This window comes from Nakamurella multipartita DSM 44233 (assembly GCF_000024365.1).
Taxonomy (GTDB): domain Bacteria; phylum Actinomycetota; class Actinomycetes; order Mycobacteriales; family Nakamurellaceae; genus Nakamurella; species Nakamurella multipartita.
This window is the reverse complement of record NC_013235.1, coordinates 4,842,834-4,868,005: the sequence shown is the minus strand read 5'-3', so window position 1 is coordinate 4,868,005 and position 25,172 is coordinate 4,842,834. Positions and strand designations below refer to the sequence as shown.

Genomic DNA, 25,172 nt, shown 5'->3' with positions numbered 1-25,172 from the left:
TGGTCGCCGCCGTGATTCGACCCGCTCCTCGGAGACGTGTGCCGAGTGGTTGTCCGGGCCGTCGGCACCGTCGTCGACAGTCTTTCTCGCTGATCTCCCGCAGGTACGCACCGCCGCGTGCTCCCGTACCGATTTCTGCCGCCGGCATCGGAGTGAACCCCAGATGGCTCTTCCTGACTTCCTGATCATCGGCTCGCCCAAGTGTGGCTCGACCGCACTGCACGACGCGTTGGTGCCGCACCCAGACCTGTTCCTGTCCACACCCAAGGAACCGAAATTCTTCCTCTGCGACGAACGGCCGCCGGACCCGGCGCACCAGAAGGGCCCGGGCGACGCGCACAGCGCCCAGGAGTGGATCTGGGACCGGTCCGCCTACGAGCGGTTGTTCCAGGCCGCTCCAGCCGGCGTGTTGCGCGGCGAGTCGACGCCGTTCTACCTGTGGGACACGGCCGCGCACCGGCGGATCCACGCGCTGATCCCCGAGGTCAAGATGATCGCGGTCGTGCGCGACCCGATCGATCGGGCCTATTCCAACTGGGTGCACCTGTGGTGCGACGGTCTCGAGCCCGAGGCCGACTTCCTCACCGCCTGCCAGCTGGAGCGATCCCGGATCGAAGCCGGCTACGCCCCATTCTGGCGGTATTTGGAGACCGGGCTCTACGGCCAGCAGCTCGAGCACCTGTACTCGGTGTTCCCGCGCGAGCAGGTGTTCGTGCTGCGCTACCGGCAGCTCATCGACGACACCGCCCAGGTCCTGGACCGGATCTGCGAGTTCCTCGGGGTGCGCACCGGCGTGGTGACCACCATTCCGGGCGCCAACGTCAAGGACTGGGTGCCCGACACCGCGATCAACCGTGCCGTGCAAAAGGGCTTCCGGGTCGGGGCGGCCGCCGGCGCGCACCTGCCGCCGCAGGTGTGGCGGCAGGTCGAAAAGCCGCTGCTGGCGGTGTTGCAGCGCGGACATCACCGGCGACCGTCGCTGCCGGTGGAACAGCGCCGGCAGTTGTTGCCCTATTTCCGGACGGACAATGCGCTGCTGTCGCAGCTGACCGGCGTCGACCATTCGGACTGGCTCAACGACAAGGGACGGGGCGCCTTCACCGAACGGACCTGACGCCGGCGGACACCGGCCGGCCCGGCCCGGCCCCATCGGGTCCGGGCCGGGCGGCCGATCAGGCGGTCAGCGGGGCTGCCCGGGAATCCAGTTGAACTCGTCCGGGTTGGGGCCGGTGCGCTCGTCCCGGTTGAGCGCGGAGATCAGCGCCAGGTCGGTCTGATCCAGCTCGAAGTCGAAGATGGCGAAGTTCTCGGCCATCCGCGCCGGCGAGGTCGACTTCGGGAAGACGATGTTGCCCAGCTGGATGTGCCAGCGCAGCACGACCTGGGCCGGCGTCCGCTGGTACCGCTCAGCGACGTCGACGATCACCGGGTCGGTCAGCACCAGTCCCTGGGCGATCGGCGACCAGGCCTCGGTGGCGATCTGGTGCTCGGCGTCGAACGCCAGCAGCTCGGTCTGGGTCAGGTACGGGTGCACCTCGATCTGGTTCACCGCCGGCGGCACCGTGAACTCCTCGTGCAGCCGGCGGAGGTGATGCGGCTGGAAGTTGGAGACGCCGATGGCCCGCGCCCGCCCGTCCGCGTAGACCTTCTCCAGCGCGCGCCAGGCGTCGTCGAACCCGACCTCGGGCAGCGGCCAGTGGATCAGGAACAGGTCGATCTGCTCGCGCTGCAGGTCGGCCAGGCTCTGGTCGAAGGCGCGCAGGGCGTCGTCGTAGGCGTGGAAGCCGTTGTTGAGCTTGCTGGTGACGAAGACCTCGGCCGGGTCGATGTCGTAGGCGGTGATGGCCTCGCCCACCTGCTTCTCGTTGCCGTACATCTGCGCGGTGTCGATGTGCCGGTAACCGGCGTCCAGGGCGGCGGTGACGGTGGCGGCCGTCTCGTCCGGTTTGACCTGGAAAACCCCGAAGCCGAGCTGGGGGATGCTGACGCCATTGTTGAGTTCGACGGTGGGAACCGCGACTGTTTCGGGCATGAATTGACCTTTCCGGACTTCACGTGGTGCGGCTGTGCACAAACAGTCTCGACCGTACGCGCCCGGCAAAGATCGATTCAGAACAATGGTGTCAGGCCGGGACGAACACCGTCCGCAGGTCGTTGGACCCGTCCGGGCGTTGGGCCTCGAAGTACACCTGCAGGCCGGCCGGCAGCTGGGCCAGCGTGACGTAGCGCAGGGTGTGGCCGTCGCGGTCGATCGGTCCGGCCACCGGCGCGAACTCCGCCGGGCTCGCCCCGACGGCCAAGCCGGTCCGTTCGAACCAGTTCTCGGCGGCGCTGGCCCGGCCGTCGTAGCTGGCCAGCCACTGATCACCGGAGCGCCAGACGCTGGTGATGCGCACCCCCCGGCCGTCCCAGCGGCCCGGGGTGGGCGCCAGCGCGATCCGCTGCGGCGTCCAGGTCAGACCGTCGGTGCTGGTCAGATAGACCGACCGCATCCGGTCGGCCTCGTCGTCACCCTGGTCGAGCAGGTGTTCGCAGGCCCACATCTGCCAGGCGGCGCCCTCCCGGGTGACCACGACGTCCTTCCAGGCCGAGGTTGCGTCGCCGGCCAGCACCACCGTGCGGGTGCCCGCAGCCAGGTCGGCGATGTCCCCGCCGGGCGCGGTGTCGACCGCCTCCACCCACCAGTGCTTGGAGCCGAATGTGGAACAGCTCACATAGATCCGCCAACCACCGTCGGGTCGGCGGATCAGGGCCGGCCGTTCCAGCGAGGCGCTGGCGAACATCTCCACGGGCAGGGTGGCCACCGTGGTGAAGTGGATCCCGTCGTCGGAGGTGGCGACCACGTTGGCGTAGCCGCGTCCCTGATCGACCGGCCGGCGCAGCCGATAGGCCAGGTGAAAGCGCCCGTCGGTGTGCACGACGCTGGGGCCGCCGGCCCAGAAGCCGTGGCCGACACCGGGCGGTTCGACGACCACGGTCGCCGGTTCGTCGGCCAGCGCTCGGCCGATTTTTTCCAGGATCGTCACGCCTGGTCCTTCCGTGGAACCTCGCACACTCGGTCGCCCCGGCGGGGTCGTCCGTCCGGATCGCGGGCGAGCATACGGACAGCGAGAACGGCACCCGACGATCGCCCTCGTTCGGCCGATCCGGGAACGGGGCGAACCACGGTATGATTCGGCCTATGTCTGTCCAGGGAGTGCCTTTGGTGTGCCGCCGCGAGGTTGACCTCGTGCGCGTCGCCAGCGCTGCCTGTTGCCTCGCCGCCTGACACCCGCCGCCGCTCACTGCGCCGGGCTGTCTGCTCGGCCCGCGGTCGCCCACCAGCGCACTCGTCGTGTCCGGCCGGACGGCACCGGCTACTCCGCCAAGGATCCAGATGCCCACCGCACAGCCTGCCACCGAGACCTCGGTCGATCACGGATCGCGACCGGTCGACGCCACCGCGCAACCGGCGGCCGATCGACCCGCGCGTCGACCCGCCCCGGCCCGGGGAGCCCGGCACGGCCGTCCCGGTGGTCAGGGGCAGTGGGCGTTGGGCTACCGCGAGCCGCTGAACCCCAACGAGCGGATGAAGAAGGACGACGACGGGCTGCACGTGCGGGCCCGGATCGAGAACCGCTACCGGCACACCGGCTTCGACGACATCGACCCGGCCGACCTGCGGGGGCGTTTCCGCTGGTGGGGCCTGTACACCCAGCGCGCCCCGGGCATCGACGGTGGCCGCACCGCGGTCCTGGAGCCCGAGGAGCTCGAGGACAAGTACTTCATGATGCGGGTGCGCATCGACGGCGGACAGCTCTCGGTCGACGCGCTGCGCACCGTCGGTGAGGTCTCCGCGAAGTACGCCCGGGACACCGCCGACCTGACCGACCGGCAGAACATCCAGCTGCACTGGGTGCAGGTGCAGGACGTGCCCGACATCTGGGAGGCCATCGAAGGGGTCGGCCTGACCACCGCGGAGGCCTGCGGCGACGTGCCCCGGGTGATCCTGGGCTCCCCGCTGGCCGGGGTGGCCGCCGACGAGATCATCGACGGCACCCCCGCCGTGCACGAGATCCTGCGTCGCTACATCGGCAGCGAGGAGTTCTCCAACCTGCCCCGCAAGTTCAAGACGGCCATCTCCGGATCGCCGCGGCACGACGTGGCCCACGAGATCCACGACATCGCCTTCGTCGGCGTCGTGCATCCCGAGCGCGGACCGGGCTTCGACCTGTGGGTGGGCGGCGGCCTGTCCACCAACCCGATGCTCGGGCAGCGGCTGGGCGCCTGGGTGCCGCTGGACGAGGTGCCCGACGTGTGGGCCGGGGTCATCTCCATCTTCCGCGACTACGGGTACCGCCGGCTGCGGAACCGGGCCCGGCTGAAGTTCCTGGTCGCCGACTGGGGCGTGGAAAAGTTCCGTGAGGTTCTCGAATCCGAGTACCTCAAGCGCCCGCTGATCGACGGCCCGGCGCCGGTCGATTACGACGGCCCCCGCGACCACGTCGGCGTGCACCCGCAGAACGACGGCCGGCTCTACGTCGGGGTCAACCCGACGGTCGGCCGGGTCACCGGCACCCTGCTGATCAAGCTGGCCGACCTGGTGGCGGCGCACGGCAGCGATCGCATCCGGATGACCACCGACCAGGGCCTGGTCATCCTGGACGTCGAGCCCGACCAGGTCGATTCCCTGGTTGCCGGGTTGGACGAGCTCGGTCTCTCGGTCACCCCGTCCACCTTCCGGCGCAACATGATGGCCTGCACCGGCCTGGAGTTCTGCAAGCTGGCCATCGTCGACACCAAGGCCCGCGGAATCGCCCTGGTCGACGAGTTGGAGAACCGGTTCGGCGAGCAGGCCGCGCAGCTGCCGGCGATCACCATCAACATCAACGGCTGCCCGAACGCGTGCGCCCGTACCCAGATCGCCGATATCGGCCTCAAGGGAATGATCGTCACCAACGACGCCGGCGAGCAGGTCGAGGGCTTCCAGGTGCATCTGGGCGGCGGCCTGGGGCTGGACGCCGGCTTCGGTCGCAAGGTTCGCGGCCACAAGATCACCGGTGACGACGTGCCCGACTACATCGAGCGGGTCGTGAAGTCCTTCGACGCGCAGCGGCACGAGGGCGAACGGTTCGCCCAGTGGGTGGCCCGCGCCGACGAAGAAGCGTTGCGCTGATGAGCGAGAACCGCGCCCCGGCCCAGTACTGCCCGTACTGCGGGGAGACGAACCTGTGGCCGGACGAATCCGGCCACGGGGCCTGGAGCTGCCGGGATTGCCTGCGGGTGTTCTCGGTCAAGTTCATCGGGCTGACCGGTCGGTCCTCCGGTGCCCCGGCGACGCAGGGGAGCGGATCATGACGATCGCGGCGCTGCGGACGCCCGCCGAGCTGGAGGTGATCGCCGAGCGCGGGGCTCGCGAGTTGGCCGACGCGTCGGCGCAGGAGATCCTGCGGTGGGCGGCCGACGAGTTCGGCCCGGGGTTCGCGGTGGCCGGGTCGATGCAGGACAACGTGCTCGTCCACCTGGCGTCCGTCGTCGTGCCCGGGATCGACGTGCTGTTCCTGGACACCGGGTACCACTTCATCGAGACGATCGGCACGGCCGACGCGATCGAGGCGGTGTACCCGGTGACCCTGCGCCGGCTGTTGCCGCTGCAGACCGTGGCCGAGCAGGACGCCGAACACGGCAAGGATCTGTTCGCGCGGGATCCGGACCTGTGCTGTGCTTTGCGCAAGGTGGCGCCGCTGAACAAGGCGCTGCGCGGGTACGAGGCCTGGGCCACCGGGATGCGGCGCTCCGAAGCCGTCACCCGGGCGAACACCCCGGTCGTGCAGTTCGACGCCAAACGCGGAAAGGTCCGCATCGCCCCCCTGGCCGCGTGGTCCGACGACGATGTCGCCCACTACATCGAGCGCAACAACGTTTTGGTCAATCCTTTGCTGTCCGACGAGTACCCGTCGATCGGCTGCGAGCCCTGTACCCGGCGCGTGTTGCCGGGCCAGGACTCTCGGGCCGGCCGCTGGGCCGGACTCACCAAGACCGAATGTGGGATCAATACATGACGACAACTCAGACTCTCGCCGAAGGCGGGGCCGCGGCCGGGAACCGAACCCGGCCGGGCGCCACCCTGTGGCTGACCGGCCTGCCCAGCGCGGGCAAGACGACGCTGGCCCGCGCGCTGATCGAGGTGCTGGCCGCCCGGGGCGTCGAGACCGAACTGCTGGACGGCGACGAGGTGCGCACGCACCTGTCCGCCGGCCTGGGCTTCAGCAAGGCCGACCGCGACACCCAGGTCACCCGCATCGGTTTCGTGGCCGAGCTGCTGGCCCGGCACGGCGTGCTGGTGCTGGTGCCGGTGATCGCCCCCTACGCCGACGCCCGGGACCGGGTCCGCGCACATCACGCCGACCGGGGCACCCCGCTGCTGCAGGTGCACCTGTCCACGCCGGTCGAGGTCTGCGCCGATCGGGACGTGAAGGGCCTGTACGCCAAGGCCTATCGCGGTGAGATTAGCTCGATGACCGGGGTCGACGACCCCTACGAGATTCCGGCCGACCCGGACCTGCGGATCGACACCTCGACCGTCGACCAGGCCCGCTCGATCGCTCTGCTGCTGGACCTGCTGACCGAAAGAGGACTGGCATGACGGCCACCGCCGACGGCCTGGCCACCCGGCGGGTCGCCAGCCCGCACCTGCGGGCGCTGGAGTCCGAGTCCATCCACATCCTGCGGGAGGTGGCCGGGCAGTTCGACAAGCCGGTCATCCTGTTCTCCGCCGGCAAGGACTCGGTGCTCGTGCTGCACCTGGCCCGTAAGGCGTTCCACCCGGCGCCGCTGCCGTTCTCGCTGCTGCACGTGGACACCGGGCACAACTTCCCCGAGGTACTGGCCTTCCGGGACCGGGTGGTCGCCGAGGGCGGCCTGCGGCTGGCCGTGGCCAAGGTGCAGGACTGGATCGACGACGGTCGGCTCAGCGAGCGTCCCGACGGCACCCGCAACCCGCTGCAGACGGTGCCGTTGGTCGACACCATCGTCGCCGAGAAGTACGACGCGGTGATCGGGGGCGCCCGCCGCGACGAGGAACGGGCCCGGGCCAAGGAGCGGATCTTCTCGCTGCGGGACGCCTTCGGCGGCTGGGATCCGCGCAAGCAGCGGCCCGAGCTGTGGGGCCTGTACAACGGCAAGCACGCGCCGGGCGAGCACGTCCGGGTGTTCCCGCTGTCCAACTGGACCGAGCTGGACGTCTGGAACTACATCGAGGCCGAGGGCATCGACCTGCCCGAGATCTACTACGCCCACCAGCGAGAGGTCTTCTCGCGCAACGGCATGTGGCTGACCCCCGGTGAGTGGGGCGGCCCGGCCAAGGGGGAGACCCTGCAGCGCCGCTGGGTTCGGTACCGCACCGTCGGCGACATGTCCTGCACCGGCGCCGTCGATTCGCAGGCCACCGACGTCCAGGCGGTCATCGAGGAGATCATCGCCACCCGGATTACCGAGCGCGGCGCCACCCGGGCCGACGACAAGCTCGGTGAGGCCGCCATGGAGGACCGCAAGCGCGAGGGATACTTCTAGTGAGCACGGTTGTGAACGACAGCGCTGCGGTCACCGAGGTGGTCGGTGCGGGCGCCGCCGGGGTCGATACCGCCAGCGAAGCGCACGAATTGGCGCAGGAGCTCTCACACGCCCGCGGGCTGCTGCGGTTCGCCACCGCCGGCTCGGTCGACGACGGCAAGTCGACCCTGGTCGGCCGGCTGCTGCACGACTCCAAGTCGGTGCTCTCCGATCAGCTCGACGCGGTGGAGCGCACCTCGCAGGCTCGTGGCCTGGAGACCGTCGATCTGTCCCTGCTGGTGGACGGCCTGCGGGCCGAGCGCGAGCAGGGCATCACCATCGACGTGGCCTACCGCTACTTCGCCACCCCGACCCGGACCTTCATCCTGGCCGACACCCCCGGGCACGTGCAGTACACCCGCAACACGGTGACCGGGGCATCCACCGCCGACCTGGTGGTGATCCTGACCGACGCCCGCACCGGGGTCGTCGCGCAGACCCGCCGGCACGCCGCGGTGGCCGCGCTGCTGGGGGTGCCGCACCTGCTGCTGGCCGTCAACAAGATCGACTTGGTCGACTACGACCAGGGCGTGTTCGACGCCATCGCCGGTGAGTTCTCCGCCTACGCCAAGGGTCTGGGCATCCACGAGATCACCTCCATCCCGATCTCGGCGCTCAACGGCGACAACGTCGTCACCCGCTCGGAGCGGATCGACTGGTACGACGGGCCCAGCGTGCTGGAGCATCTGGAGACGGTCGACCTGGCCGCCGACACGGACGAGGCCCTGCGGTTCCCGGTGCAGTACGTCATCCGGCCGCGCTCGGACGAGCTGCCCGACTACCGCGGCTACGCCGGCCGGGTCGGGGCCGGCACGGTCCGCCCGGGCGACGAGGTCGTCGTGCTGCCCTCCGGGCGACGCTCGACCGTCACCGGGATCGACACCGCGGACGGCCCCCGGCCGTCGGCCACCAAGGGTGATTCGGTCACGCTGCTGCTCTCCGACGATGTCGACCTGTCCCGCGGCGACCTGATCGCCGGGGTGCAGGATGCCCCGACCCCGGTCGTCGAGTTCACCGCAACGGTCACCCAGCTGGCCGACAAGCCGCTCAAGCCGGGTGCCCGCACCCTGTTGCGGTACGGCGCGACCTCGACCCGGGCGCTGGTCACCTCGCTGGACCACCTGCTGGACATCGACTCGCTGACCTACGGGCCGGCGCCGGAGTCGTTGGCCCTCAACGACATCGCCCAGGTGACCATCCGCACCGCCGATGCCGTGCCGGTCGAGGCCTATCGGCCCGGCGGCGCCGTCGGTTCGCTGCTGATCATCGACCCGGCCGACGGCACCACGCTGGCCGCCGGCATGGTCGGCGACCGGTTGGCCGCCCTGCATCCCGAGACCACCACCCCCGCTGCCCCCGCCGCCGAGACCGAGGAGGACTGGCTGTCATGAGCTGTCAGGAATACGTGATCGATCTGGAGCGATGTCCCCAGCCGGCCTGTACCGGCCGCGCCTACCCGCTCAGTCCCAGCAACGCCCACACCCCCGGTCCGTGACCGGGAGCATGCCCGAAGGAACCATCGTGTCTGCCAGTCGTCTTCGTTTCGCCCGCGTCAAACCCGTCGCCCTGCTCGGTGGGGCCGTGGCCGCCCTGCTGCTGGTCACCGCCTGCGGCTCCTCCTCCACCGCCTCTGAAACCACTGCCCAGGCCGCCGCTTCCGGCTCGGCCGCTGGCTCCGCGGCGCCGGCCGGCACCGCCGCCGACACCCTGCGCCTGGGGTACTTCCCGAACGTCACGCACGCCGCCGCCGTGCTCGGCGTCGCCAACGGCACCTTCCAGTCCGCGCTGGGCGACACCAAGCTCGAGACCAGTACTTTCAATGCCGGCCCGGCCGCGATCGAGGCCCTGCTCTCCGGCGCCATCGACGCCACCTTCATCGGCCCCAACCCGGCCATCAACTCCTTCGTCAAGTCCAACGGTGACTCCATCCGGATCGTCGCCGGCGCGACCGACAACGGTGCCGCCCTCGTCGTCTCGCCCGACATCAACTCGGCCGCCGACCTCAAGGGCAAGACGGTGGCCACCCCGCAGCTGGGTGGCACCCAGGACGTCGCCCTGCGCAAGTGGTTGCTGGACAACGGCCTGAAGGTGCAGACGACCGGTGGCGACGACGTCGACATCGTCAACCAGGAGAACTCGCAGACCCTCGATCTGTTCAAGAGCGGGGAGATCGCCGGCGCCTGGCTGCCCGAGCCGTGGGCGTCCCGCCTGGCCCTCGAGGCCAACGGCAAGGTGCTGGTCGACGAGAAGACCCTGTGGCCGGACGAGAAGTTCCAGACCACCATCCTGATCTCCTCCCGGCAGTTCCTGGAGGATCACCCGGACACGATCAAGGCGCTGATCGGTGGCGAAATCACCGAGATCAAGGCGATCGAAGCCGATCCCGCCGGATCGCAGACCGCCCTGAACAAGGCGCTGGGTGAGCTGACCGGAAAGCCCCTGCAGGACGCCACCATCACCGCGGCGTTCGCCAACATCGAACCGACCTGGGATCCGCTGGCCGGGACGCTGAACACGATCGCCGAGAACGGCGTCGCCGCCGGCACCCTGTCCGAGGTGCCCGATCTCAAGGGCATCTACGACCTGCGGCAGCTCAATGCCGTCCTCGCCGAGCAGGGCGAGAAGCCGGTCAGCGCGGCCGGTCTCGGCCAGGAGTAGAGGAGACATCATGACGACACTCGTCGACGAGTCCGAAGTCGCCTACCACGAGGACGACCCCCGCGTGGTGCCGCTGCTGGCCGAGAAGGCCGCCGACGCCGGTGCGGCCGTCAGCATCGACCACGTCAGCAAGGTCTTCCGCGGCCGGCACGGGTCGGTCAAGGCGCTGGACGACATCAGCCTGTCCGTGGGCCGCGGCGAGTTCGTCTGCCTGCTGGGTGCCTCGGGGTGCGGGAAGTCCACGCTGCTGAACCTGATCAGCCACCTGGACACCCCCACCTCGGGCACCGTCACCAGCACCGGGCGACCGGCGCTGATGTTCCAGGAGTCGGCCCTGTTCCCGTGGCTGACCGCCGGGCAGAACATCTCGCTGGCCCTGAAGTACTCGGGGGTGCCGCGGGCCCAGCGCAAGAACCGGATCGAGGAGCTGCTGGATCTGGTGCGGCTGTCCGGACACTCCGACCGCCGGGTGCACGAGCTGTCCGGCGGCCAGCGGCAGCGGGTCGCCCTGGCCCGCGCGCTGGGCCAGAACAGCGACGTGCTGCTGATGGACGAGCCGTTCGCCGCGCTGGACGCCATCACCCGCGACGTCATGCACGACGAGCTGACCAGGGTGTGGAAGGAGACCGGCAACAGCATCGTCTTCGTCACCCACAACGTGCGCGAGGCAGTGCGGCTCGGTCAGCGGGTCGTGCTGCTGTCCTCCCGCCCGGGTCGGGTCGTCGGCGAGTGGGAGATCAACATCCGCGGTCCCCGCACCATCGAGCACCCGGCGGTGGGGGCGCTGGCCGCCGAGATCACGCTGCGGCTGCGCGAGGAGATCGCCAGCCATGCCCAGTCGGCCGCGGTGGCCACCGGGTTGCCCCGCCAGCTGGTGAAGGACGCCGATCATGCCCGCGCTTGACGATTCGGTCATCACCAAGGAAGAGGTCGAACGCGAGGACACCGCGGCCGTCGGCGCCGGGCTGGACGCGCTGGAGGAACCGGAGCGGCACCGCGAACCCTGGTGGCGCCGGCTGGGCACCTCCATCGTGCCGCCCCTGCTGGCCCTGGTCCTCGTGCTGATCATTTGGGAGATCGTCTACCTGCTGGGCGTCAAGCCCGAGGTGATGCTGCCCTCGCCGGCCGCGGTCGGTGACGAGCTGGTCCGCCTGCTGCAGGGCGGGCAGGCCTGGCAGACCATCTGGACCAGCCTGTCCCGGGGCCTGATCGGCTTTGCGATGGCGATCGTCATCGCCGTGCCGATCGGCCTGCTGGTGGCCCGGTTCAAGTGGATCCGGCTGTCCTTCGGGCCGCTGCTCTCGGGCCTGCAGTCGATGCCGTCGGTGGCCTGGGTGCCGCTGGCCATCCTGTGGTTCCAGATCAGCCCGGCCATGATCTACATGGTCGTGCTGCTGGGGGCGGTGCCCTCCATCGCCAACGGCCTGACCGCCGGCATCGACCAGGTCCCGCCGCTGTACACCCGGGTGGGCAAGGTGCTCGGCCTGGGCTGGTGGGGCCAGGCCCGGCACGTGCTGCTGCCGGCCGCATTGCCCGGCTTCCTGGCCGGCCTGCGTCAGGGTTGGGCGTTCTCCTGGCGGTCGCTGATGGCCGCCGAGCTGATCGTGACCTCGTCCAAGCTCGGCTTCGGCCTGGGCCAGCTGATGAACCAGGGCCGCGACCTGTCCGACGCGCCGCTGCTCTACGCGGGTCTGATCCTGATCTTCGTGGTCGGCGTCGGGGTCGAGCTGATCATGTTCCGGCCGCTCGAGCGGGCCATCCTGGATGCCCGCGGGCTGACCGGCAACCGCTGATCGTGCGCATGGGGGTGGGTCCGGGTCGCCGGGCCCACCCCCTCGTCATAGCCTGACCAGGTGACCGAGCGCCCCCTCCCGCCGCTGATCGGACTGGCCCACGGCAGTCGCGACCCCCGGGCCGCGGTGATGATCGGGGATCTGATGCGGGCCGCGGAAGCGCTGCGGCCCGGGCTCCGGGCGATCCCGGCCTTCCTGGACCTGAGCGAGCCCGACCTGGACGGGGCCATTGCGGCGGCCAGGGCCCGAGCCGGGTTCGACGAGGCAATCGTGGTGCCGCTGCTGTTCACCGACGCCTTCCACGCGACCGTCGACGTGCCGACCGCGGTGGGCAACGCCCAGCAGGCCACCGGGGTGGCGCTGCGGCTGGCCGGCATCCTGGGCATGGGCGAAGAGGTGCTGTCCGCGCTGGAGGATTCTGCCGCCCGAGCGCACATCTCCGCGCACGAGGCCATCCTGTTGTATGCCGTGGGCTCCAGCCGGGACGCCGCCAACGAGGCCGTGCACGATCTGGCCCGGCGCTGGAGCGAACGCCGGGTGGGGCCGGTGTGGGCGGGCTTCGGCACCGTCGGCGACCCGTCGGCGGCGGATGTGCTGGCCCGGGCGACCACGGCCGGCCGCCGGATCGCGGTGGTGCCCCTGTTCCTGGCGCCCGGTCTCCTGCTGGACCAGATCGCGCAGAAGGCCCGCGCGGTGGACGCGGAGGTGGCCCTGCCGTTGGGCACCGCGCTGGCCGAACTGGTGGTGCAGCGTTATCTGCAGGCCCTGGCGGTCATGCCCGCCTGAGCCCTCGAGGGCGGGGTGGATACGCCCTACAGGGCGGTGTCGATACGCCCTCAAGGGCGGTGTCGATACGCCCTAAAGGGCGGTGACGATGATGAAGATCAGCGCGATCACCAGGATCGCGGCGATGCCGATCCAGATCCAGAACTGAACCTTGGGCCGCGCCTCGACCTCGGCGCCGATCCACTCCAGCTCCTCACCGGCGGAGCGGTGCTCCTCGCCCGGGTTCGTGCTGTCCGACTGGTTGCCGTCCGGAGTGCTCGTCACGGTTCGTGAGTCTAGTTGGCCGAGCGTGCGTTGGTGCCCGCCTCGTCGCCGGTTCGCTGATCATCTCCGCGTGAAGGCGTCGATCCACGCCTGCCGGCGCGGCTTTGATCAGCCCGGCCGGCCGGAGGACGCCCGATCAGCCGGAGGCGGCCCACAGGTGCATGCCGGCGTAGGAGCGGAAAGGCCGCCAGTCCAGGCCGCGGGCGGCCAGCTCCCGGGGCTGATCCGGCAGCCCGAGGGCGCCCGCGCCGCGGCGGATCGCCAGGTCGTCGACCAGCAGCACGTCGGGATCGCCGAAGACGCGCATGGACAGGTAGTCCGCGGTCCAGGGCCCGATGCCGGGCATGGCCAGCAGCACGCCGCGGGCGTGCGCGTCGGTGCGGTCCAGGCGCAGGGTGCCGCCGGCGATCGCGGCAGCGGCGGTGACGACGGCCTGGGCCCGGATCCGGGGGCCGACGAACGCGGTGGGTCCGAGCGCGGCGATGCGGGCCGGCTCCGGGAACAGGTGGGTCAGCCCGTCGACCGGTTCGGGCAACCGGTCGTCGGCCAGTGCGACCAGCCGGGTCGCCGCGGTGCGGGCGCCGGCCACCGACACCTGCTGGCCCAGGATCGTCCGCACCACGGTCTCGGCCGGCTCGGCCGGACCGGGTACCCGCAGCCCCGGACACCGCTGCACCGACGCGGCCAGGCCCGGGTCGGCCCGCAGCACCCGGTCGACCGCCGACCCGTCGGTGTCCAGGTCCAGCAGGTGCCGGCAGCGGGCGACGGCCTCGTCGATCCGGGCGGCGAACCGCACGACGGCGCGGACCGTCGGCGGGTCACCGGGACCGGGCAGGTGCAGCCGGATCGTGCCCACCTCGGCGTCGTCCCCCGACCCCAGGCGCAGGCTCCGGGCGTACTCCCGCTCCCGGACGTACTCGACGCCCGGCACCGACTCCCGGCTCAGGAAGGCCAGCAGCCGGTCGGCGGCGAACGGGCCGGCCACGGGCAGGTCGACGACGACGGGGTCGGGCAGGGGAGCGCTCACTCGTGTCATCATGCGCCGGTGACCGATCCGTCCACGCCGCCGACCCGCTGGGAGCTGACTGTGGTCGGCGACAAGTGGGACTGGTACGTCAACCGCTTCAACCGCCAGGTCGCCGAGGGCAACGACCTGGAGGGCGAGGCCCGCTTCCTGGACATGATGGCCGACCGCGGGTCGACGATCCTGGACGGCGGTTGCGGCACCGGGCGGGTGGCCGCCGCCCTGCACCGGATGGGGCACCGGGTGGTCGGCCTCGACCGCGATGCCGGGTTGATCGAGATCGCCCGCCGGCGCTATCCCGGACCGCCGTTCCTGGTCGGCGATCTGCTCGCCGCGCCGCAGGCGCTGGCCGCGGCCGGGCAGCCGACCGGGTTCGACCTCGTCGCGCTGCCCGGCAACGTGATGGTCTACCTGGCCCCGGGCACCGAACGGGACGTGCTGGCGGTGCTCGGCGGGCTGCTGCGGCCCGGCGGTCGTCTGGTGACCGGGTTCGCCACCGACCGCGACTACACCGTGACCGCGCTGGCCACCGACGCGGAGGCGGTGGGACTGGCGGTGGAGCACCGGTTCGCGACCTGGCACCTGGACCCGTGGACCCCGGCGGCCGACTGGGCCGTCACGGTGCTGCGCCGACCGGCCTGACCTGCGCCGCGGTCACGCGCGGGGCGCCGCGATCGCCGCGAGCTCGCCCCGCAGGGTCTGCCTCGTCCAGTCACCGTCGTCCCCGCCCTGGAAGAGGTGAAAGGCCAGCCCGTCGATCAGCACGTGCAGCCGGCGGGCCGCTTCGTCGGCCTCCTCCGCGCTGCGGCGATCGCGGTGGTCCGGGCTCGCGGGTCGCAGCGCGTCGACCACCGCCCGGCAGAGCTGGCGCAGCCCGTCGTAGGTCTCCCGCCGGATGCCGGCCAGCGCCGGGACGGCCGGTTCCTCGGCCACCAGCGCGAGATTGACCGCGAACTCGGTCCGCCGCTCCGGGTCCAGGGGAAGCGCCTGGGCCAGAGCGCATTCGGCGAACTCGACCGGCGGCACGTCCCGGGGCAGGGCCATGATCCGGCGCTCGACGTTGCGCAGCATCTGCTCGGCGGCCGCGATCACCAGTTGGTCACGGGTGGGGAACAGGTGCCGCAACGACCCGGCGGAGACGCCGGCCTCGGCGGCCACCTCGCGAATGGACACGGCGCCGATCCCCTTGGTGGTGACCACCCGCCACAGCGCCTGCGCCAGATCCTCGCGTCGCCGGTCGTGGTCGATGAGTCGGGGCACACAGCCATTGTATGGCAGCACGACTGTGCTAGTTTAAGCAGCACAGTCGTGCTGACAAGGAGACCTTCATGATCTATTCGGTGATCCTCGCCTGCGAGATCGGGTTCTGGCTGGCGATCGTGGCCGGTCTGGCCGCGCGATACCTGCTCCGCCGGCCGGCGCTGGGTGCGGGCCTGCTGGTGCTGGCGCCGGTGCTGGACCTGGTGTTGCTGGTGGCCACCGCGCTGCACCTGCGCTCGGGGGCCGAGCCGGGCCCCGCGCACGCGCTGGCGGCGATCTATCTCGGCTTCTCCGTCGCCTACGGGCACGCCATGATCCGCTGGGCGGACGTTCGGTTCGCCCACCGGTTCGCCGGCGGGCCGGCCCCGGTGCGCAAGTACGGGATCGACCAGATGCGGGCGAGCTGGCTGGACGTGGGCCGCACCGGGTTGGCCGCCGTGATCGCCGTCGCGGTCATGGCCGGGCTCGTGTGGTTCGCCGGCATCACGTTCGAGCCGTTCCGATCCACCGTCGGCCTGCTGGGCCTCATCCTGGCGATCGAGGTGATCGTGGCGGTCTGCGACACCGTGAGCCCGCGCAAGCCGCCGGCGGCGGCGACCGGCACCCGGGCCGCACGCGGCGAGCAGGCCGCGCATCGTCCGTAGACTGACGCCTCGTGAGTCTGACCCTCGGCATCGTCGGCCTGCCCAACGTGGGCAAGTCCACCGTGTTCAACGCGCTGACCAAGGCCAACGTGCTGGCCGCCAACTACCCGTTCGCGACCATCGAACCCAACATCGGCGTGGTGCCGATCCCGGATCCGCGGCTGGACCGGCTGGCCGAGGTCTTCGGGTCGGCCAAGACGGTGCCGGCCGTGGTGTCGTTCGTGGACATCGCCGGCATCGTCAAGGGGGCCAGCGAGGGCGCCGGGCTGGGCAACAAGTTCCTGGCCAACATCCGCGAGGCCGACGCGATCTGCCAGGTCGTCCGGGTTTTCGCCGACGACGACGTGGTGCACGTGGACGGCCGGGTCGACCCGCTTTCGGACATCGAGACGATCAATACCGAGCTGATCCTGGCCGACCTGCAGACCCTGGAGAAGGCGATCCCGCGGCTGGAGAAGGAGGCCCGCAACGCCAAGGACCGGGCGCCGGTGCTGGCCGCGGCCAAGATGGCCAACGAGGTGCTCAACGCCGGCAGCACGCTGTTCGCCGCCGGGAAGCGGGTCGACCTGACCCTGCTCAAGGAACTGTCGCTGATGACGGCCAAGCCGTTCCTGTACGTGTTCAACGCCGACGAGGCGGTGCTCACCGACGAGGCCAAGCGGGCCGAGCTGCTGGCCGCCGTCGCCCCGGCCGACGCCGTGTTCCTGGACGCCAAGGTCGAGCACGAGCTGCTGGAGCTGGACGAGGAGTCGGCCCGGGAACTGCTCGAGTCGGTCGGCCAGTCCGAACCGGGGCTGCACGCGCTGGCCCGGGCCGGGTTCCACACCCTGGGCCTGCAGACCTACCTGACCGCCGGGCCCAAGGAGGCCCGCGCCTGGACCATCCACAAGGGCGACACCGCCCCGCAGGCCGCCGGCGTCATCCACACCGACTTCGAACGGGGCTTCATCAAGGCCGAGATCGTCTCCTTCGACGACCTGATCGCCGCCGGGTCGATGGCCGCCGCCAAGGCGGGCGGCCGGGTCCGGATGGAAGGCAAGGACTACGTCATGGCCGACGGCGACGTGGTGGAGTTCCGGTTCAACGTGTAGCAGCGCGGCCACCTGGCCACCTGCCCAGGTGCGCGCGCGGCCACGGCGTCATGCTCGCAGGGCGGGTCGAAGGCACCAGGCGGCAAGGCCCTTCGGCAACCGCGCAAGTGCCGGTTGGACTACTTCGGGAGGGCCTCTATCCGCTTCATCATCTCGTCGAGGTAGCCGAGCGTGTCATTGATGCTGGGCTCGTAGTTGCCGGGATGCGCGCACTCGTTGCGCTTGGCGAGCAACCCTTGGAGCGCCTTCACCGTAGGTCTTTTCTCTCGGAAGATCAGCCCTGGCCCCGGGCGATCCCCGTTCCTGCGCGATCGTCACGGAGAGCATGGCGTCGAGCGCCCGAACGACCAGTCGATTGATCTTGGGAGTTCCGCTTCAACGTCTCACGGCCGGACATGGGGGATCTGACACGGTCATCGCGGGGCCGGCTGATTTTCGTCGAGCTCAAGACCGGCTTCGACGTTGATCGTATCCCGCCGCGCGCGATGCTATATAGTTGGAAATATAGTGTTCGGGAGGAGTGTCGTGGCCGTCACCAGCGTCGACCTGGACCCGCAGTTGATCGAGCGCGCCAGGGCGCTCACCGGCGAGCGCTCGAACCGGGCTGTCATCGACCTCGCATTGCGCCGGCTCATCGCCTCGAAGCAGAGGGGAGCCATGATCGACGGCATCCTGGAGCTGACCGATCTGCCGAACGAGTTGGGCGCTCCTGTCGCCTCGTACCCCATCATCGTTCGTGACTGACTACCTGGTCGACAACTCCGTCTGGGCCAGGGCGATTCTGTTGGACCCGGGAATGGTGGCGAGACTGCGGCGTATTGAGCGAGCGCCGGCCGACCTCTTCGTGACCTGCCCGCCCCAGGTGCTCGAGTTCTGCCATAGCGCCCGTGGCCCGCAGGAGCACGCGCGCTATCGCGAGCGGATCTCCCTGGGGTTTCCGCTTGAGCGCGCGCCGGACGAGTCCGTGGTTCTCGATATCCAAAGCGCACTGTGGAATGCGGGGCTGGTTCGTGCGGCTGGGCCGCTCGACATTCTCATCGCGGGGTACGCGTTGGTGAACAATGCGACGGTGCTGGCAGCGGACCATGACTTCGACCACATTGCTCGGGTGACCGATCTGCAGCACGAGTACATCGCGCCATCATCGTGACGTTGTTCGGCGCGGCAACATGGTGGAGTTCCGCTTCAACGTCTGACCGGAGGCGGGGACGACGTCAGCCCGCCTACGACGCCAGCTGCTCCAACTGCTGATCGCGCTCGACCCGCTCGGTGACGTCGAGCTGGTAGCCGATGTAATGGGTGACCCGGCCGGCCCCGTTGCGCACGGGGGACAGGTGGAACTCGTTCCAGAAGGCGTGCCCGTCCTGGCGGAAGTTGCGGATCAGGGTGGTGACCGCGTCGCCGTTGGCGATCGCCGAGCGAATCGCCGACCGCTCGTGCGGATCGCCGGACTCGGCCTGCAGGAAGCGGCAGTTGCGGCCCAGCACCTCGGCCGCGGCGTAACCGGTCAGGCGTTCGAAGGCCGGGTTGGCGTAGACCAGCGGCTGGTCCGGTGCGGTGACGTCGGCGACGGTGATGGCAACCGATGCGTCGTGCGCGGCCCGGGTCAGGATGCCCGGGAGCAACGCGGTCGGGATCAGCCCCGACGTGGGCGGCAGGCCGATGTCGGTGACCGGCACGGTCCAGCCCTTGGTGGAGGGCGCCGGGCAACCCATGTCGGTGAAGACGGTGGACAGCCGCCGCCGCAGTGGCAACGCGGAGTTGGCCGCTGCCAAGCCCTCGATCATCCCGGTGGCCAGGTCCCGCAGCTTGCGGTTGCTCTGCGAGGAGTGCCACTTGAGCAGGGCAAACGCCTGGTCGGCGTCGACGTCGAAGGCGGCCATCACGATGCCCTTGGCCTGGTCGATCTCGCTGCGGGTCGCGGCCGCCGCCCGGACCGCCTGGCGGATCTCGGCCTCGGTCGCCCGCCGGACGCGGTCGCTCAGGTCGGTGATCACACCGGTGACCGCTCGCACCCGGTCCTGCTCGGTCAGCGCGGTCAGCGTCGTCATCGCGGGGCGCGGCTCGGCCTCCGCGGTCAGCAGCAGGTGGTTGACCACCACGGGTCGCCCGGTGGCCAGGCATCGCTGCAGACCGGCCTGCCATTCCAGCCGATCGTCCGGATGCAGGTGGGCCAGCACCACGGCCGGCGTCAGCACCACATCACCCGGGGCGAAGCCAAGCACCAGCGCCAACTCGTCGGAGCCGACGAACCGGGCGGACCCGGCGTCGAGCACGAACGAACCGAACGAGGCGCGCTCCGCGGGCCGGTTCACCTTCATGAACACGCTCCGTCACGCACACATCGCAGAAACCGGCGCGCTGTTTGACCGGCTCACCCCCCAGAATAGTCGGCCGGGCGGGTTCCGTCGCCTCGCGCGCAACGGGCCGTTTACCGTGGCGGGCAGCCGCGCACCGAGCCGGCGCGAGACCGGGGCCGGAGGCGGGGCGATGCAGGGCGACGGCAACGGCTGGGCCCGGTGCGGTCTCGGGCACCGGCATTGGGGTCGGTTCGGGGCGGCCGGCCTGCTGCTCACCCGCACCCGCGGCGGGTCGACCGAGATCCTGTTGCAGCACCGGGCCGCGTGGACCAGCGACGGCGACACCTGGGCAATCCCGGGCGGCGCCCGCGACTCGCACGAGACGCCGGCCCAGGGGGCGCTGCGGGAGGCGGCCGAGGAGGCGGGCATCGTGGCCGCCGACGTCGAGGTGGTCGGGCTCTGGCACGACGATCACGACGGCTGGGAGTACGTGACGGTGGTGGCCATGTCGCTGGCCCGGGTCACCCTGCGGGCCAACGCGGAGAGTGCGGAACTGCGCTGGGTCCGGCCGGAGGCCGTGGCCGACCTGCCGCTGCACACCGGGTTCGCCCGCACCTGGCCCGCGGTGCGGCGGACCTACCTGCCGGCCTGACCGATCGGCTGCTCGGCGCCGACCAGGGCCGCCTCCCGGGCGGCGAACTCGTGGTGCAACGCGTCCGCCGACTCCTGGGCCTTGCCCTTGAGGTACTGGTGCACCGAGTAGGCGATCGCGGCGATCCAGATGAGCACGATCGGCCCGTAGATCAGCCACTGCACCGAGGTGGGCGCGTCGATCCAGTCGCTGCGCAGCAGGCTGCGGGTGTTGGTCAGGATGATCATGCCGCCGACCAGCGAGCCCAGCAGCCGCGGCGGCACGTGCCGCACCAGGTAGGCGGCGACCGGTGCGGCCACTACCCCGCCGAGCAGGATCGCGGCGGCCCAGGACCAGTCGATGCCCTGCGAGCCCAGGCTGAACAGAAAGCCCAGGCTGGCCGCCACCGCGACCAGGAACTCGCTGGTGTCGATGGAGCCGATCACCTTGCGCGGCTCGATCCGCCCGCTGGCCAGCAGCGCCGGCGTGCCCACCGGCCCCCACCCGCCGCCGCCGGTGGCGTCGACGAACCCGGCGAACAGGCCCAGCGGGCCCAGGAACCGCTTGCGCAGCGGCTTGCCCAGGTTGCCCTTGGGCAGCCCGAAGGTGGTGAAGCGCACCAGGATGTAGACGCCGAGGGTGAGCAGGATCAGGGCCATCACCGGCGCCGCGATCTCGGTGGAGATGGTGGACAGGACGGTGGCACCGGCGAACGCGCCGATGGCCCCGGGGACGCCGATCTTGGCGACGACCTTCCAGTCGACGTTGCCGAACTTCCAGTGAGAGGCGCCGGAGACCAGAGTGGTGCCGATCTCGGCGAGATGCACGGTGGCCGACGCGGCCGCCGGGTTGGTGCCGATGGCCAGCAGCAGCGTCGTCGTGGTGACGCCGTAGGCCATGCCGAGGCTGCCGTCGACGAGTTGGGCGACGAAACCGACCACGGCGATGAGCAAGAGTGTGGGCATGGGGGCGGGCTCCAAAAGACAGGGAGGGGCGACGGCGGATGCCCGCGTTCCACACTGAAATGCCGTCAAGCCGTCAGCATCAGGTCGGAACGCGGGGGACGTTCCCGGAGATGGTGGCGGCGCCGATGCCGCAGACCGTCAGCGAACCGGACAGGCGGCGGAAGTGACGCGCCCGAAATCGACAGCCCGACGGCTGACGAGCAGGAGGGGGCGCGCAGTCATCCTTCCCTTCTACCAGGCCGATCCCGCCCGAGGGAAGCCCGGGTCCGTCAGGCGCGGTCCGGTTTGGCCACCGTGAGCAGAACGACCGCATCCTCCAGGGCGGTCAGCGCATGCCGGGACGGGGGCACCAGCAACAGATCGCCGGCTCGGCCCTGCCACTGATGGCCGCCGGCGTCCATCCGCACCCGGCCCTCGAGCACCGCGATCGTGGCCTCCCCGGGGTTCTCGTGCTCGGACAGGGCCGCCCCCGCGGTCAGCGCGATCACCGTCTGCCGCAGCACATGCTCGTGGCCGCCCCAGACCGTCCTGGCGCTGCGGCCGCTGCTGGCCGATCGGGCCAGATCGAGCTGCTCGCGGGCCAACGCGGTCAACGACATCTTCTGCATCTGGCCATCGTGGCCCTGACCCACCCGGCGCGCCGGGTGAGTGAGTCGGGCTGCGTTTGCGCAGGTCGGGCCGGTAGCTGTGATGCACTGGGCCGATGTCAACGCCACCGGAGGCCCGGCCGGGTCGGGTCGCCGTCTTCGGTGACGTCGGGGGCCAGCGGGACGCCCTGGCCGCCGGGTTGGTGGCACTGGGGGCCGACCCGGGCACCCTGACGCTGCCGGCCGACCTGACGGTGGTGCAGGTGGGCGATCTGATGCACCGGGGCCCGGATTCGGCCGGGGTGATCGACCTGGTCGACCGGGTGATGACCGAGCAGCCCGACCAGTGGGTCCAGCTGACGGGCAATCATGAGGCGCTCTATCTGGGGTTGCCGCAGTTCCACTGGCCCGAACGGCTGCCCGGCCCGTCTCGCGAGGTGATCAACCGGTGGTGGGGCACCCAGCGGCTGCGGGTCGCCGCCGCGGTGCAGGTGCCCGGCGACGCGGCGGCCTGGTTGATCACCCACGCCGGGCTCACCCAGGGATTCTGGCGGCACTTCCTGGGCCTGCCGGACGACGGCGTGACGGCGGCGCGGGGGCTGAACCGGTTGATCGGCAACCTGCACGAGAAGTGGCTGTTCCGGCCGGGGGTCATGGTCACCGAATCCATCGACCTGTCCGCCGGGCCGATGTGGGCCTCGGCGCCGGACGAGCTCATCCCGTCCTGGCGGGAGGCTGCTCTGCAGATGCCTTTCCACCAGGTGCACGGGCACAGCAGCCTGGTCGACTGGTCCACCGGCCGTGCGCTCGGGCTGCCCGACCGGGTCGGCCGGTTCACGCCGGACCCGGTACTGCGGCACACCACGACGACGGTCGGCGAGCGCCGGATCGTCGGCATCGACCCCGGTCACGGGCGGCGGCCGGCCCCGGTCTGGGAGCCGCTGGTCTTCCCCGACGCCCGGGTGGTGGCCCGATAGGGCCGTCTTCGTGCCGGGCGGCGGGGATGCGCGGACCGTACCCTTGGCTCAACCGCGGGAGCAGCTGACCTCGCGGTCGCCCCGAGCCCGAGGGAGCCGCCATGTCCGCCCTGGTCGTGGGAGTGCCGGCCGAGATCAAGGACAACGAGAACCGGGTCGCCATGCAGCCCGACGGCGTGTACGAGCTGGCCCACACCGGTCACACCGTGCTGGTGCAGGCCGGGGCGGGCGCCGGGTCCCGCTTCTCCGACGCCGAGTTCGCCCAGGCCGGGGCGCGGATCGTGGCCACCGCGGACGAGGTGTTCGCCGGGGCCGACCTGATCGTCAAGGTCAAGGAGCCGATCCCGGCCGAGTACCACCGGTTCCGCGCGGGCCAGCAGCTGTTCACCTACCTGCACCTGGCGGCCGATCGCGGCCTGACCGAGTTCCTGCTGGACCGCCGGATCGACTCGATCGCGTACGAGACCGTGCAGACCCCGGACGGCCGGCTGCCGCTGCTGGCCCCGATGAGTGAGGTCGCCGGTCGGCTGGCCGTGCAGGCGGCCGCCCATCACCTGGAGAGCCCGTCCGGCGGGGCCGGCATCCTGATCGGCGGGGTTCCCGGCACCCCGGCGGCCAAGATCACCATCATCGGCGGGGGGGTCGCCGGCACCGAGGCGACCAAGATCGCCATCGGCATGCGCGGCATCGTCCGGGTCTTCGACACCAACCCGACCCGGTTGGCCTACCTGTCGGACATCTTCGGCGGCCGGGTCGACCTGGTCACCCCGAACCGGGCCCGGATGGCCGCCTACATCGCCGACTCCGACGTGCTGATCGGCGCGGTCCTGGTGCCCGGCGCGAAGGCACCGAAGCTGGTCACCCGGTCGATGATCGCCAGCATGCGGCCGGGCAGCGTCGCCGTGGACATCGCCATCGATCAGGGCGGTTGTTTCGAGACCAGCCGGGCGACCACCCATTCCGATCCGACCTACGTCGACGAGGGCGTCGTGCACTACTGCGTGGCCAACATCCCCGGAGCCGTGGCGCGGACCTCGACCCTGGCCCTGACCTCGGCCACGTTGCCCTACCTGGTGACCGTGGCGACGCTGGGCGTGCGCGGTGCGGTGGCGGCCGACCCGGTCCTGGCCCGCGGCGTGAGCACCCTGGGCGGCCAGCTGACCAATGCCCCGGTGGCCGCGGCCCATGGCCTGCCGTTCACTGATCCGATCGGGCTGCTCGATTCACCCACCCGGGCTTGACATCCTCGCCGACGGTGACGACAGTCGGCGGTATGTCCGGTGATGCGCGTGCGCTGAGCGATCCCGCTCGCGTGCTGGTGCGCCGGCGGGCCGTCGACCAGATGCTGGTCTGCTCGGCCGTCTGTCGCTGACCCGGCTCGGGTCCGGTCCCGAGCCCTGCGTGCCGTCCGCCCACCCGGCGGGGCCGGGTCGCGCCCCGCCGTCCACCCTCCCGAGAGGTCCACCCATGTCCGTCACCGATGAACTCCTGGCCAACGCTGCCCGCTACGCCGACACCTTCGACAAGGGCGACCTGCCGCTGCCGCCCGGGCGCGGCGTGGCCGTCCTGGCCTGCATGGATGCCCGGCTCAACGTCTACGGGCTGCTCGGCCTGACCGAGGGCGACGCGCACGTCATCCGCAACGCCGGCGGGGTGGTGACCCAGGACGAACTGCGCTCGCTGGCCATCAGCCAGCGCCTGCTGGGCACCACCGAGATCATCCTGATCCACCACACCGATTGCGGCATGCTCACCTTCACCGACGACGAGTTCCGGCGGGGGATCGAGCAGGAGACCGGGGTCAAGCCGGCCTGGGCGGCCGAGGCGTTCACCGACCTGGACGCGGACGTGCGGCAGAGCATCGGCCGGATCCGCGCCGACACCTCGATCCCGGTCAAGGACTCGGTCCGCGGGTTCGTCTACGACGTCACCAACGGATCGTTGCGCGAAGTGCACTGAGCGCTTCCGGGCGGTGACCTCGGTCACCGCCCGGAAGCGGTTCGCCCGCGGCGGTGTTGGCCTGATCAGTCACGAAGGAAGGTGCAGTGCAATGGCTCTGGTAAGAGCTCGGTCGGTCGCCGAGGTGTTCCGGTTTCCGAACCCGGTGAACGAGAAGGTGGCCCGGTCGGTCGGCGGCCTGGTGGTGCTGCTGACCGTCGCGGTGCTGGTGTTCCGCACGCCGTGGCTGCTCTGGGCGCTGGCGATCGGGTTCTGGCTGCGGGTGGCGTTCGGACCGCGGGTCTCGCCGTTCGCGGTGCTGGCCAGCCGGGTCATCGCGCCGCGGCTGGGTCCGGCCAGGCTGGTCCCGGGCCCGCCGAAGCGGTTCGCCCAGGCCATCGGCGCCACCCTGTCGACGGCGGCGTTGGTCGCCTACTACCTGGGCGCGCCGACCGCGGCCTGGGTGCTGGTCGGGCTGATCACCGTCGCCGCCTTCCTGGAGTCGGTGTTCGCGATCTGCCTGGGCTGCATCATCTTCGGCCGGCTGCAGGCGCTCGGGGTGATCCCCGCCTCGGTGTGCGAGGCCTGCAACGACATCCGGCTGCGGCGGCCGCAGCCGGCCAGCGGCAGCGGCTGACCGGCCGGCCCCGAGGACCGTGCGCGG

General features: G+C 70.9%; 30 protein-coding genes. 21 read left to right on the top strand and 9 right to left on the bottom strand.

All coding sequences use genetic code 11. From position 1 onward, the window contains the following. Positions 1 to 163: 163 nt before the first annotated feature. Complete coding sequence (locus NAMU_RS21745) at positions 164 to 1,114, top strand: sulfotransferase domain-containing protein (RefSeq protein ID WP_015749495.1); 951 nt, start codon at positions 164 to 166, stop codon at positions 1,112 to 1,114. A gap of 66 nt (positions 1,115 to 1,180) precedes the next feature. Here NAMU_RS21745 and NAMU_RS21740 read toward each other — a convergent pair whose 3' ends face one another. Further along, the gene (locus NAMU_RS21740; protein ID WP_015749494.1) at positions 1,181 to 2,032 is read right to left on the bottom strand and encodes an aldo/keto reductase; all 852 of its coding nucleotides are present in this window, start codon (positions 2,030 to 2,032) and stop codon (positions 1,181 to 1,183) included. 91 nt (positions 2,033 to 2,123) lie between these two features. Next, the gene (locus NAMU_RS21735) at positions 2,124 to 3,026 is read right to left on the bottom strand and encodes a hypothetical protein (RefSeq protein ID WP_015749493.1); all 903 of its coding nucleotides are present in this window, start codon (positions 3,024 to 3,026) and stop codon (positions 2,124 to 2,126) included. A 350-nt stretch (positions 3,027 to 3,376) separates the two neighbouring features. On the opposite strand from NAMU_RS21735, the gene NAMU_RS21730 reads away from it, so the two are divergent. The 10 genes from NAMU_RS21730 (at position 3,377) to NAMU_RS21685 (ending at position 12,827) form a co-directional block, all read left to right on the top strand. After that, complete coding sequence (locus NAMU_RS21730; RefSeq protein ID WP_015749492.1) at positions 3,377 to 5,155, top strand: nitrite/sulfite reductase; 1,779 nt, start codon at positions 3,377 to 3,379, stop codon at positions 5,153 to 5,155. Beyond that, positions 5,155 to 5,337, top strand: a complete 183-nt coding sequence (locus NAMU_RS21725; RefSeq protein WP_015749491.1) for a hypothetical protein — start codon at positions 5,155 to 5,157, stop codon at positions 5,335 to 5,337. Before NAMU_RS21730 ends, NAMU_RS21725 begins: the two co-directional genes overlap by 1 nt. Next, positions 5,334 to 6,041, top strand: coding sequence for a phosphoadenylyl-sulfate reductase (locus NAMU_RS21720; RefSeq protein WP_015749490.1), 708 nt, complete (start codon positions 5,334 to 5,336; stop codon positions 6,039 to 6,041). Before NAMU_RS21725 ends, NAMU_RS21720 begins: the two co-directional genes overlap by 4 nt. Then, a complete protein-coding gene (cysC, locus tag NAMU_RS21715; RefSeq protein ID WP_015749489.1) occupies positions 6,038 to 6,625 on the top strand; it encodes an adenylyl-sulfate kinase in 588 nt (195 codons plus the stop codon). Before NAMU_RS21720 ends, cysC begins: the two co-directional genes overlap by 4 nt. Then, positions 6,622 to 7,551 (top strand): sulfate adenylyltransferase subunit CysD, encoded by a 930-nt coding sequence (cysD, locus tag NAMU_RS21710; protein WP_015749488.1) that lies wholly within the window; start codon positions 6,622 to 6,624, stop codon positions 7,549 to 7,551. Before cysC ends, cysD begins: the two co-directional genes overlap by 4 nt. A gap of 89 nt (positions 7,552 to 7,640) precedes the next feature. After that, positions 7,641 to 8,981 (top strand): sulfate adenylyltransferase subunit 1, encoded by a 1,341-nt coding sequence (locus tag NAMU_RS21705; RefSeq protein WP_052308233.1) that lies wholly within the window; start codon positions 7,641 to 7,643, stop codon positions 8,979 to 8,981. Positions 8,982 to 9,111: 130 nt separating this feature from the next. Next, positions 9,112 to 10,248: an ABC transporter substrate-binding protein gene (locus NAMU_RS21700; RefSeq protein ID WP_015749485.1), complete on the top strand. Its 1,137-nt coding sequence runs from the start codon at positions 9,112 to 9,114 to the stop codon at positions 10,246 to 10,248. A 10-nt stretch (positions 10,249 to 10,258) separates the two neighbouring features. Next, on the top strand, positions 10,259 to 11,152 hold the full coding sequence (locus tag NAMU_RS21695; RefSeq protein ID WP_015749484.1) for an ABC transporter ATP-binding protein: 894 nt from the start codon (positions 10,259 to 10,261) through the stop codon (positions 11,150 to 11,152). Beyond that, the gene (locus tag NAMU_RS21690) at positions 11,139 to 12,041 is read left to right on the top strand and encodes an ABC transporter permease (RefSeq protein ID WP_015749483.1); all 903 of its coding nucleotides are present in this window, start codon (positions 11,139 to 11,141) and stop codon (positions 12,039 to 12,041) included. The genes NAMU_RS21695 and NAMU_RS21690 overlap by 14 nt, the downstream gene beginning before the upstream one ends. Positions 12,042 to 12,101: 60 nt before the next feature. After that, the gene (locus NAMU_RS21685; RefSeq protein WP_015749482.1) at positions 12,102 to 12,827 is read left to right on the top strand and encodes a sirohydrochlorin chelatase; all 726 of its coding nucleotides are present in this window, start codon (positions 12,102 to 12,104) and stop codon (positions 12,825 to 12,827) included. A 72-nt stretch (positions 12,828 to 12,899) separates the two neighbouring features. On the opposite strand, the gene NAMU_RS21680 is transcribed toward NAMU_RS21685, so the two are convergent. Both NAMU_RS21680 and NAMU_RS21675 read right to left on the bottom strand, forming a co-directional pair. Next, complete coding sequence (locus NAMU_RS21680; protein WP_015749481.1) at positions 12,900 to 13,091, bottom strand: hypothetical protein; 192 nt, start codon at positions 13,089 to 13,091, stop codon at positions 12,900 to 12,902. A 136-nt stretch (positions 13,092 to 13,227) separates the two neighbouring features. Continuing rightward, complete coding sequence (locus tag NAMU_RS21675; protein ID WP_052308039.1) at positions 13,228 to 14,118, bottom strand: DNA-3-methyladenine glycosylase family protein; 891 nt, start codon at positions 14,116 to 14,118, stop codon at positions 13,228 to 13,230. Between the two features lie 18 nt (positions 14,119 to 14,136). On the opposite strand from NAMU_RS21675, the gene NAMU_RS21670 reads away from it, so the two are divergent. Next, positions 14,137 to 14,757 (top strand): class I SAM-dependent methyltransferase, encoded by a 621-nt coding sequence (locus NAMU_RS21670; protein ID WP_217180560.1) that lies wholly within the window; start codon positions 14,137 to 14,139, stop codon positions 14,755 to 14,757. A 12-nt stretch (positions 14,758 to 14,769) separates the two neighbouring features. Here the strand turns inward: NAMU_RS21670 and NAMU_RS21665 are convergent, their stop codons facing one another. Next, on the bottom strand, positions 14,770 to 15,375 hold the full coding sequence (locus tag NAMU_RS21665; protein WP_015749478.1) for a TetR/AcrR family transcriptional regulator: 606 nt from the start codon (positions 15,373 to 15,375) through the stop codon (positions 14,770 to 14,772). 68 nt (positions 15,376 to 15,443) lie between these two features. Here NAMU_RS21665 and NAMU_RS21660 point away from each other — a divergent pair, with 68 nt between their 5' ends. Further along, positions 15,444 to 16,019, top strand: a complete 576-nt coding sequence (locus tag NAMU_RS21660) for a hypothetical protein (protein WP_015749477.1) — start codon at positions 15,444 to 15,446, stop codon at positions 16,017 to 16,019. Positions 16,020 to 16,030: 11 nt separating this feature from the next. After that, positions 16,031 to 17,110 (top strand): redox-regulated ATPase YchF, encoded by a 1,080-nt coding sequence (gene ychF / locus NAMU_RS21655; RefSeq protein ID WP_015749476.1) that lies wholly within the window; start codon positions 16,031 to 16,033, stop codon positions 17,108 to 17,110. Between the two features lie 119 nt (positions 17,111 to 17,229). Here ychF and NAMU_RS31525 read toward each other — a convergent pair whose 3' ends face one another. Next, positions 17,230 to 17,361 carry a hypothetical protein gene (locus tag NAMU_RS31525; protein WP_015749475.1) on the bottom strand — a complete coding sequence of 44 codons (132 nt, stop codon included), beginning with the start codon at positions 17,359 to 17,361 and terminating at the stop codon, positions 17,230 to 17,232. Positions 17,362 to 17,635: 274 nt separating this feature from the next. Here NAMU_RS31525 and NAMU_RS21650 point away from each other — a divergent pair, with 274 nt between their 5' ends. Together NAMU_RS21650 and NAMU_RS21645 are read left to right on the top strand one after the other, a co-directional pair. Next, positions 17,636 to 17,854: a type II toxin-antitoxin system VapB family antitoxin gene (locus tag NAMU_RS21650; protein WP_015749474.1), complete on the top strand. Its 219-nt coding sequence runs from the start codon at positions 17,636 to 17,638 to the stop codon at positions 17,852 to 17,854. Continuing rightward, the gene (locus NAMU_RS21645) at positions 17,847 to 18,260 is read left to right on the top strand and encodes a PIN domain-containing protein (protein ID WP_015749473.1); all 414 of its coding nucleotides are present in this window, start codon (positions 17,847 to 17,849) and stop codon (positions 18,258 to 18,260) included. Before NAMU_RS21650 ends, NAMU_RS21645 begins: the two co-directional genes overlap by 8 nt. A gap of 73 nt (positions 18,261 to 18,333) precedes the next feature. Here the strand turns inward: NAMU_RS21645 and NAMU_RS21640 are convergent, their stop codons facing one another. Further along, positions 18,334 to 19,431 (bottom strand): GAF and ANTAR domain-containing protein, encoded by a 1,098-nt coding sequence (locus NAMU_RS21640; protein WP_015749472.1) that lies wholly within the window; start codon positions 19,429 to 19,431, stop codon positions 18,334 to 18,336. Positions 19,432 to 19,600: 169 nt separating this feature from the next. On the opposite strand from NAMU_RS21640, the gene NAMU_RS21635 reads away from it, so the two are divergent. Continuing rightward, positions 19,601 to 20,062 carry an NUDIX domain-containing protein gene (locus tag NAMU_RS21635; protein ID WP_015749471.1) on the top strand — a complete coding sequence of 154 codons (462 nt, stop codon included), beginning with the start codon at positions 19,601 to 19,603 and terminating at the stop codon, positions 20,060 to 20,062. Here the strand turns inward: NAMU_RS21635 and NAMU_RS21630 are convergent. Continuing rightward, the gene (locus tag NAMU_RS21630; protein WP_015749470.1) at positions 20,047 to 21,006 is read right to left on the bottom strand and encodes a sulfite exporter TauE/SafE family protein; all 960 of its coding nucleotides are present in this window, start codon (positions 21,004 to 21,006) and stop codon (positions 20,047 to 20,049) included. The two genes, NAMU_RS21635 and NAMU_RS21630, sit on opposite strands and share 16 nt — an antisense overlap. A 269-nt stretch (positions 21,007 to 21,275) precedes the next feature. Further along, complete coding sequence (locus tag NAMU_RS21625) at positions 21,276 to 21,614, bottom strand: cupin domain-containing protein (protein WP_015749469.1); 339 nt, start codon at positions 21,612 to 21,614, stop codon at positions 21,276 to 21,278. A gap of 95 nt (positions 21,615 to 21,709) precedes the next feature. Between NAMU_RS21625 and NAMU_RS21620 the strand changes: the two genes are divergently transcribed. The 4 genes from NAMU_RS21620 (at position 21,710) to NAMU_RS21605 (ending at position 25,145) form a co-directional block, all read left to right on the top strand. After that, entirely contained in the window at positions 21,710 to 22,570 is an 861-nt protein-coding gene (locus NAMU_RS21620; RefSeq protein ID WP_015749468.1) for a metallophosphoesterase, read from the top strand. Between the two features lie 101 nt (positions 22,571 to 22,671). Next, entirely contained in the window at positions 22,672 to 23,811 is a 1,140-nt protein-coding gene (ald, locus tag NAMU_RS21615; protein ID WP_015749467.1) for an alanine dehydrogenase, read from the top strand. A 226-nt stretch (positions 23,812 to 24,037) separates the two neighbouring features. Then, positions 24,038 to 24,529, top strand: a complete 492-nt coding sequence (locus NAMU_RS21610) for a beta-class carbonic anhydrase (RefSeq protein ID WP_015749466.1) — start codon at positions 24,038 to 24,040, stop codon at positions 24,527 to 24,529. A gap of 91 nt (positions 24,530 to 24,620) precedes the next feature. Further along, positions 24,621 to 25,145 carry a DUF4395 domain-containing protein gene (locus NAMU_RS21605; RefSeq protein WP_015749465.1) on the top strand — a complete coding sequence of 175 codons (525 nt, stop codon included), beginning with the start codon at positions 24,621 to 24,623 and terminating at the stop codon, positions 25,143 to 25,145. Positions 25,146 to 25,172 lie beyond the last annotated feature (27 nt).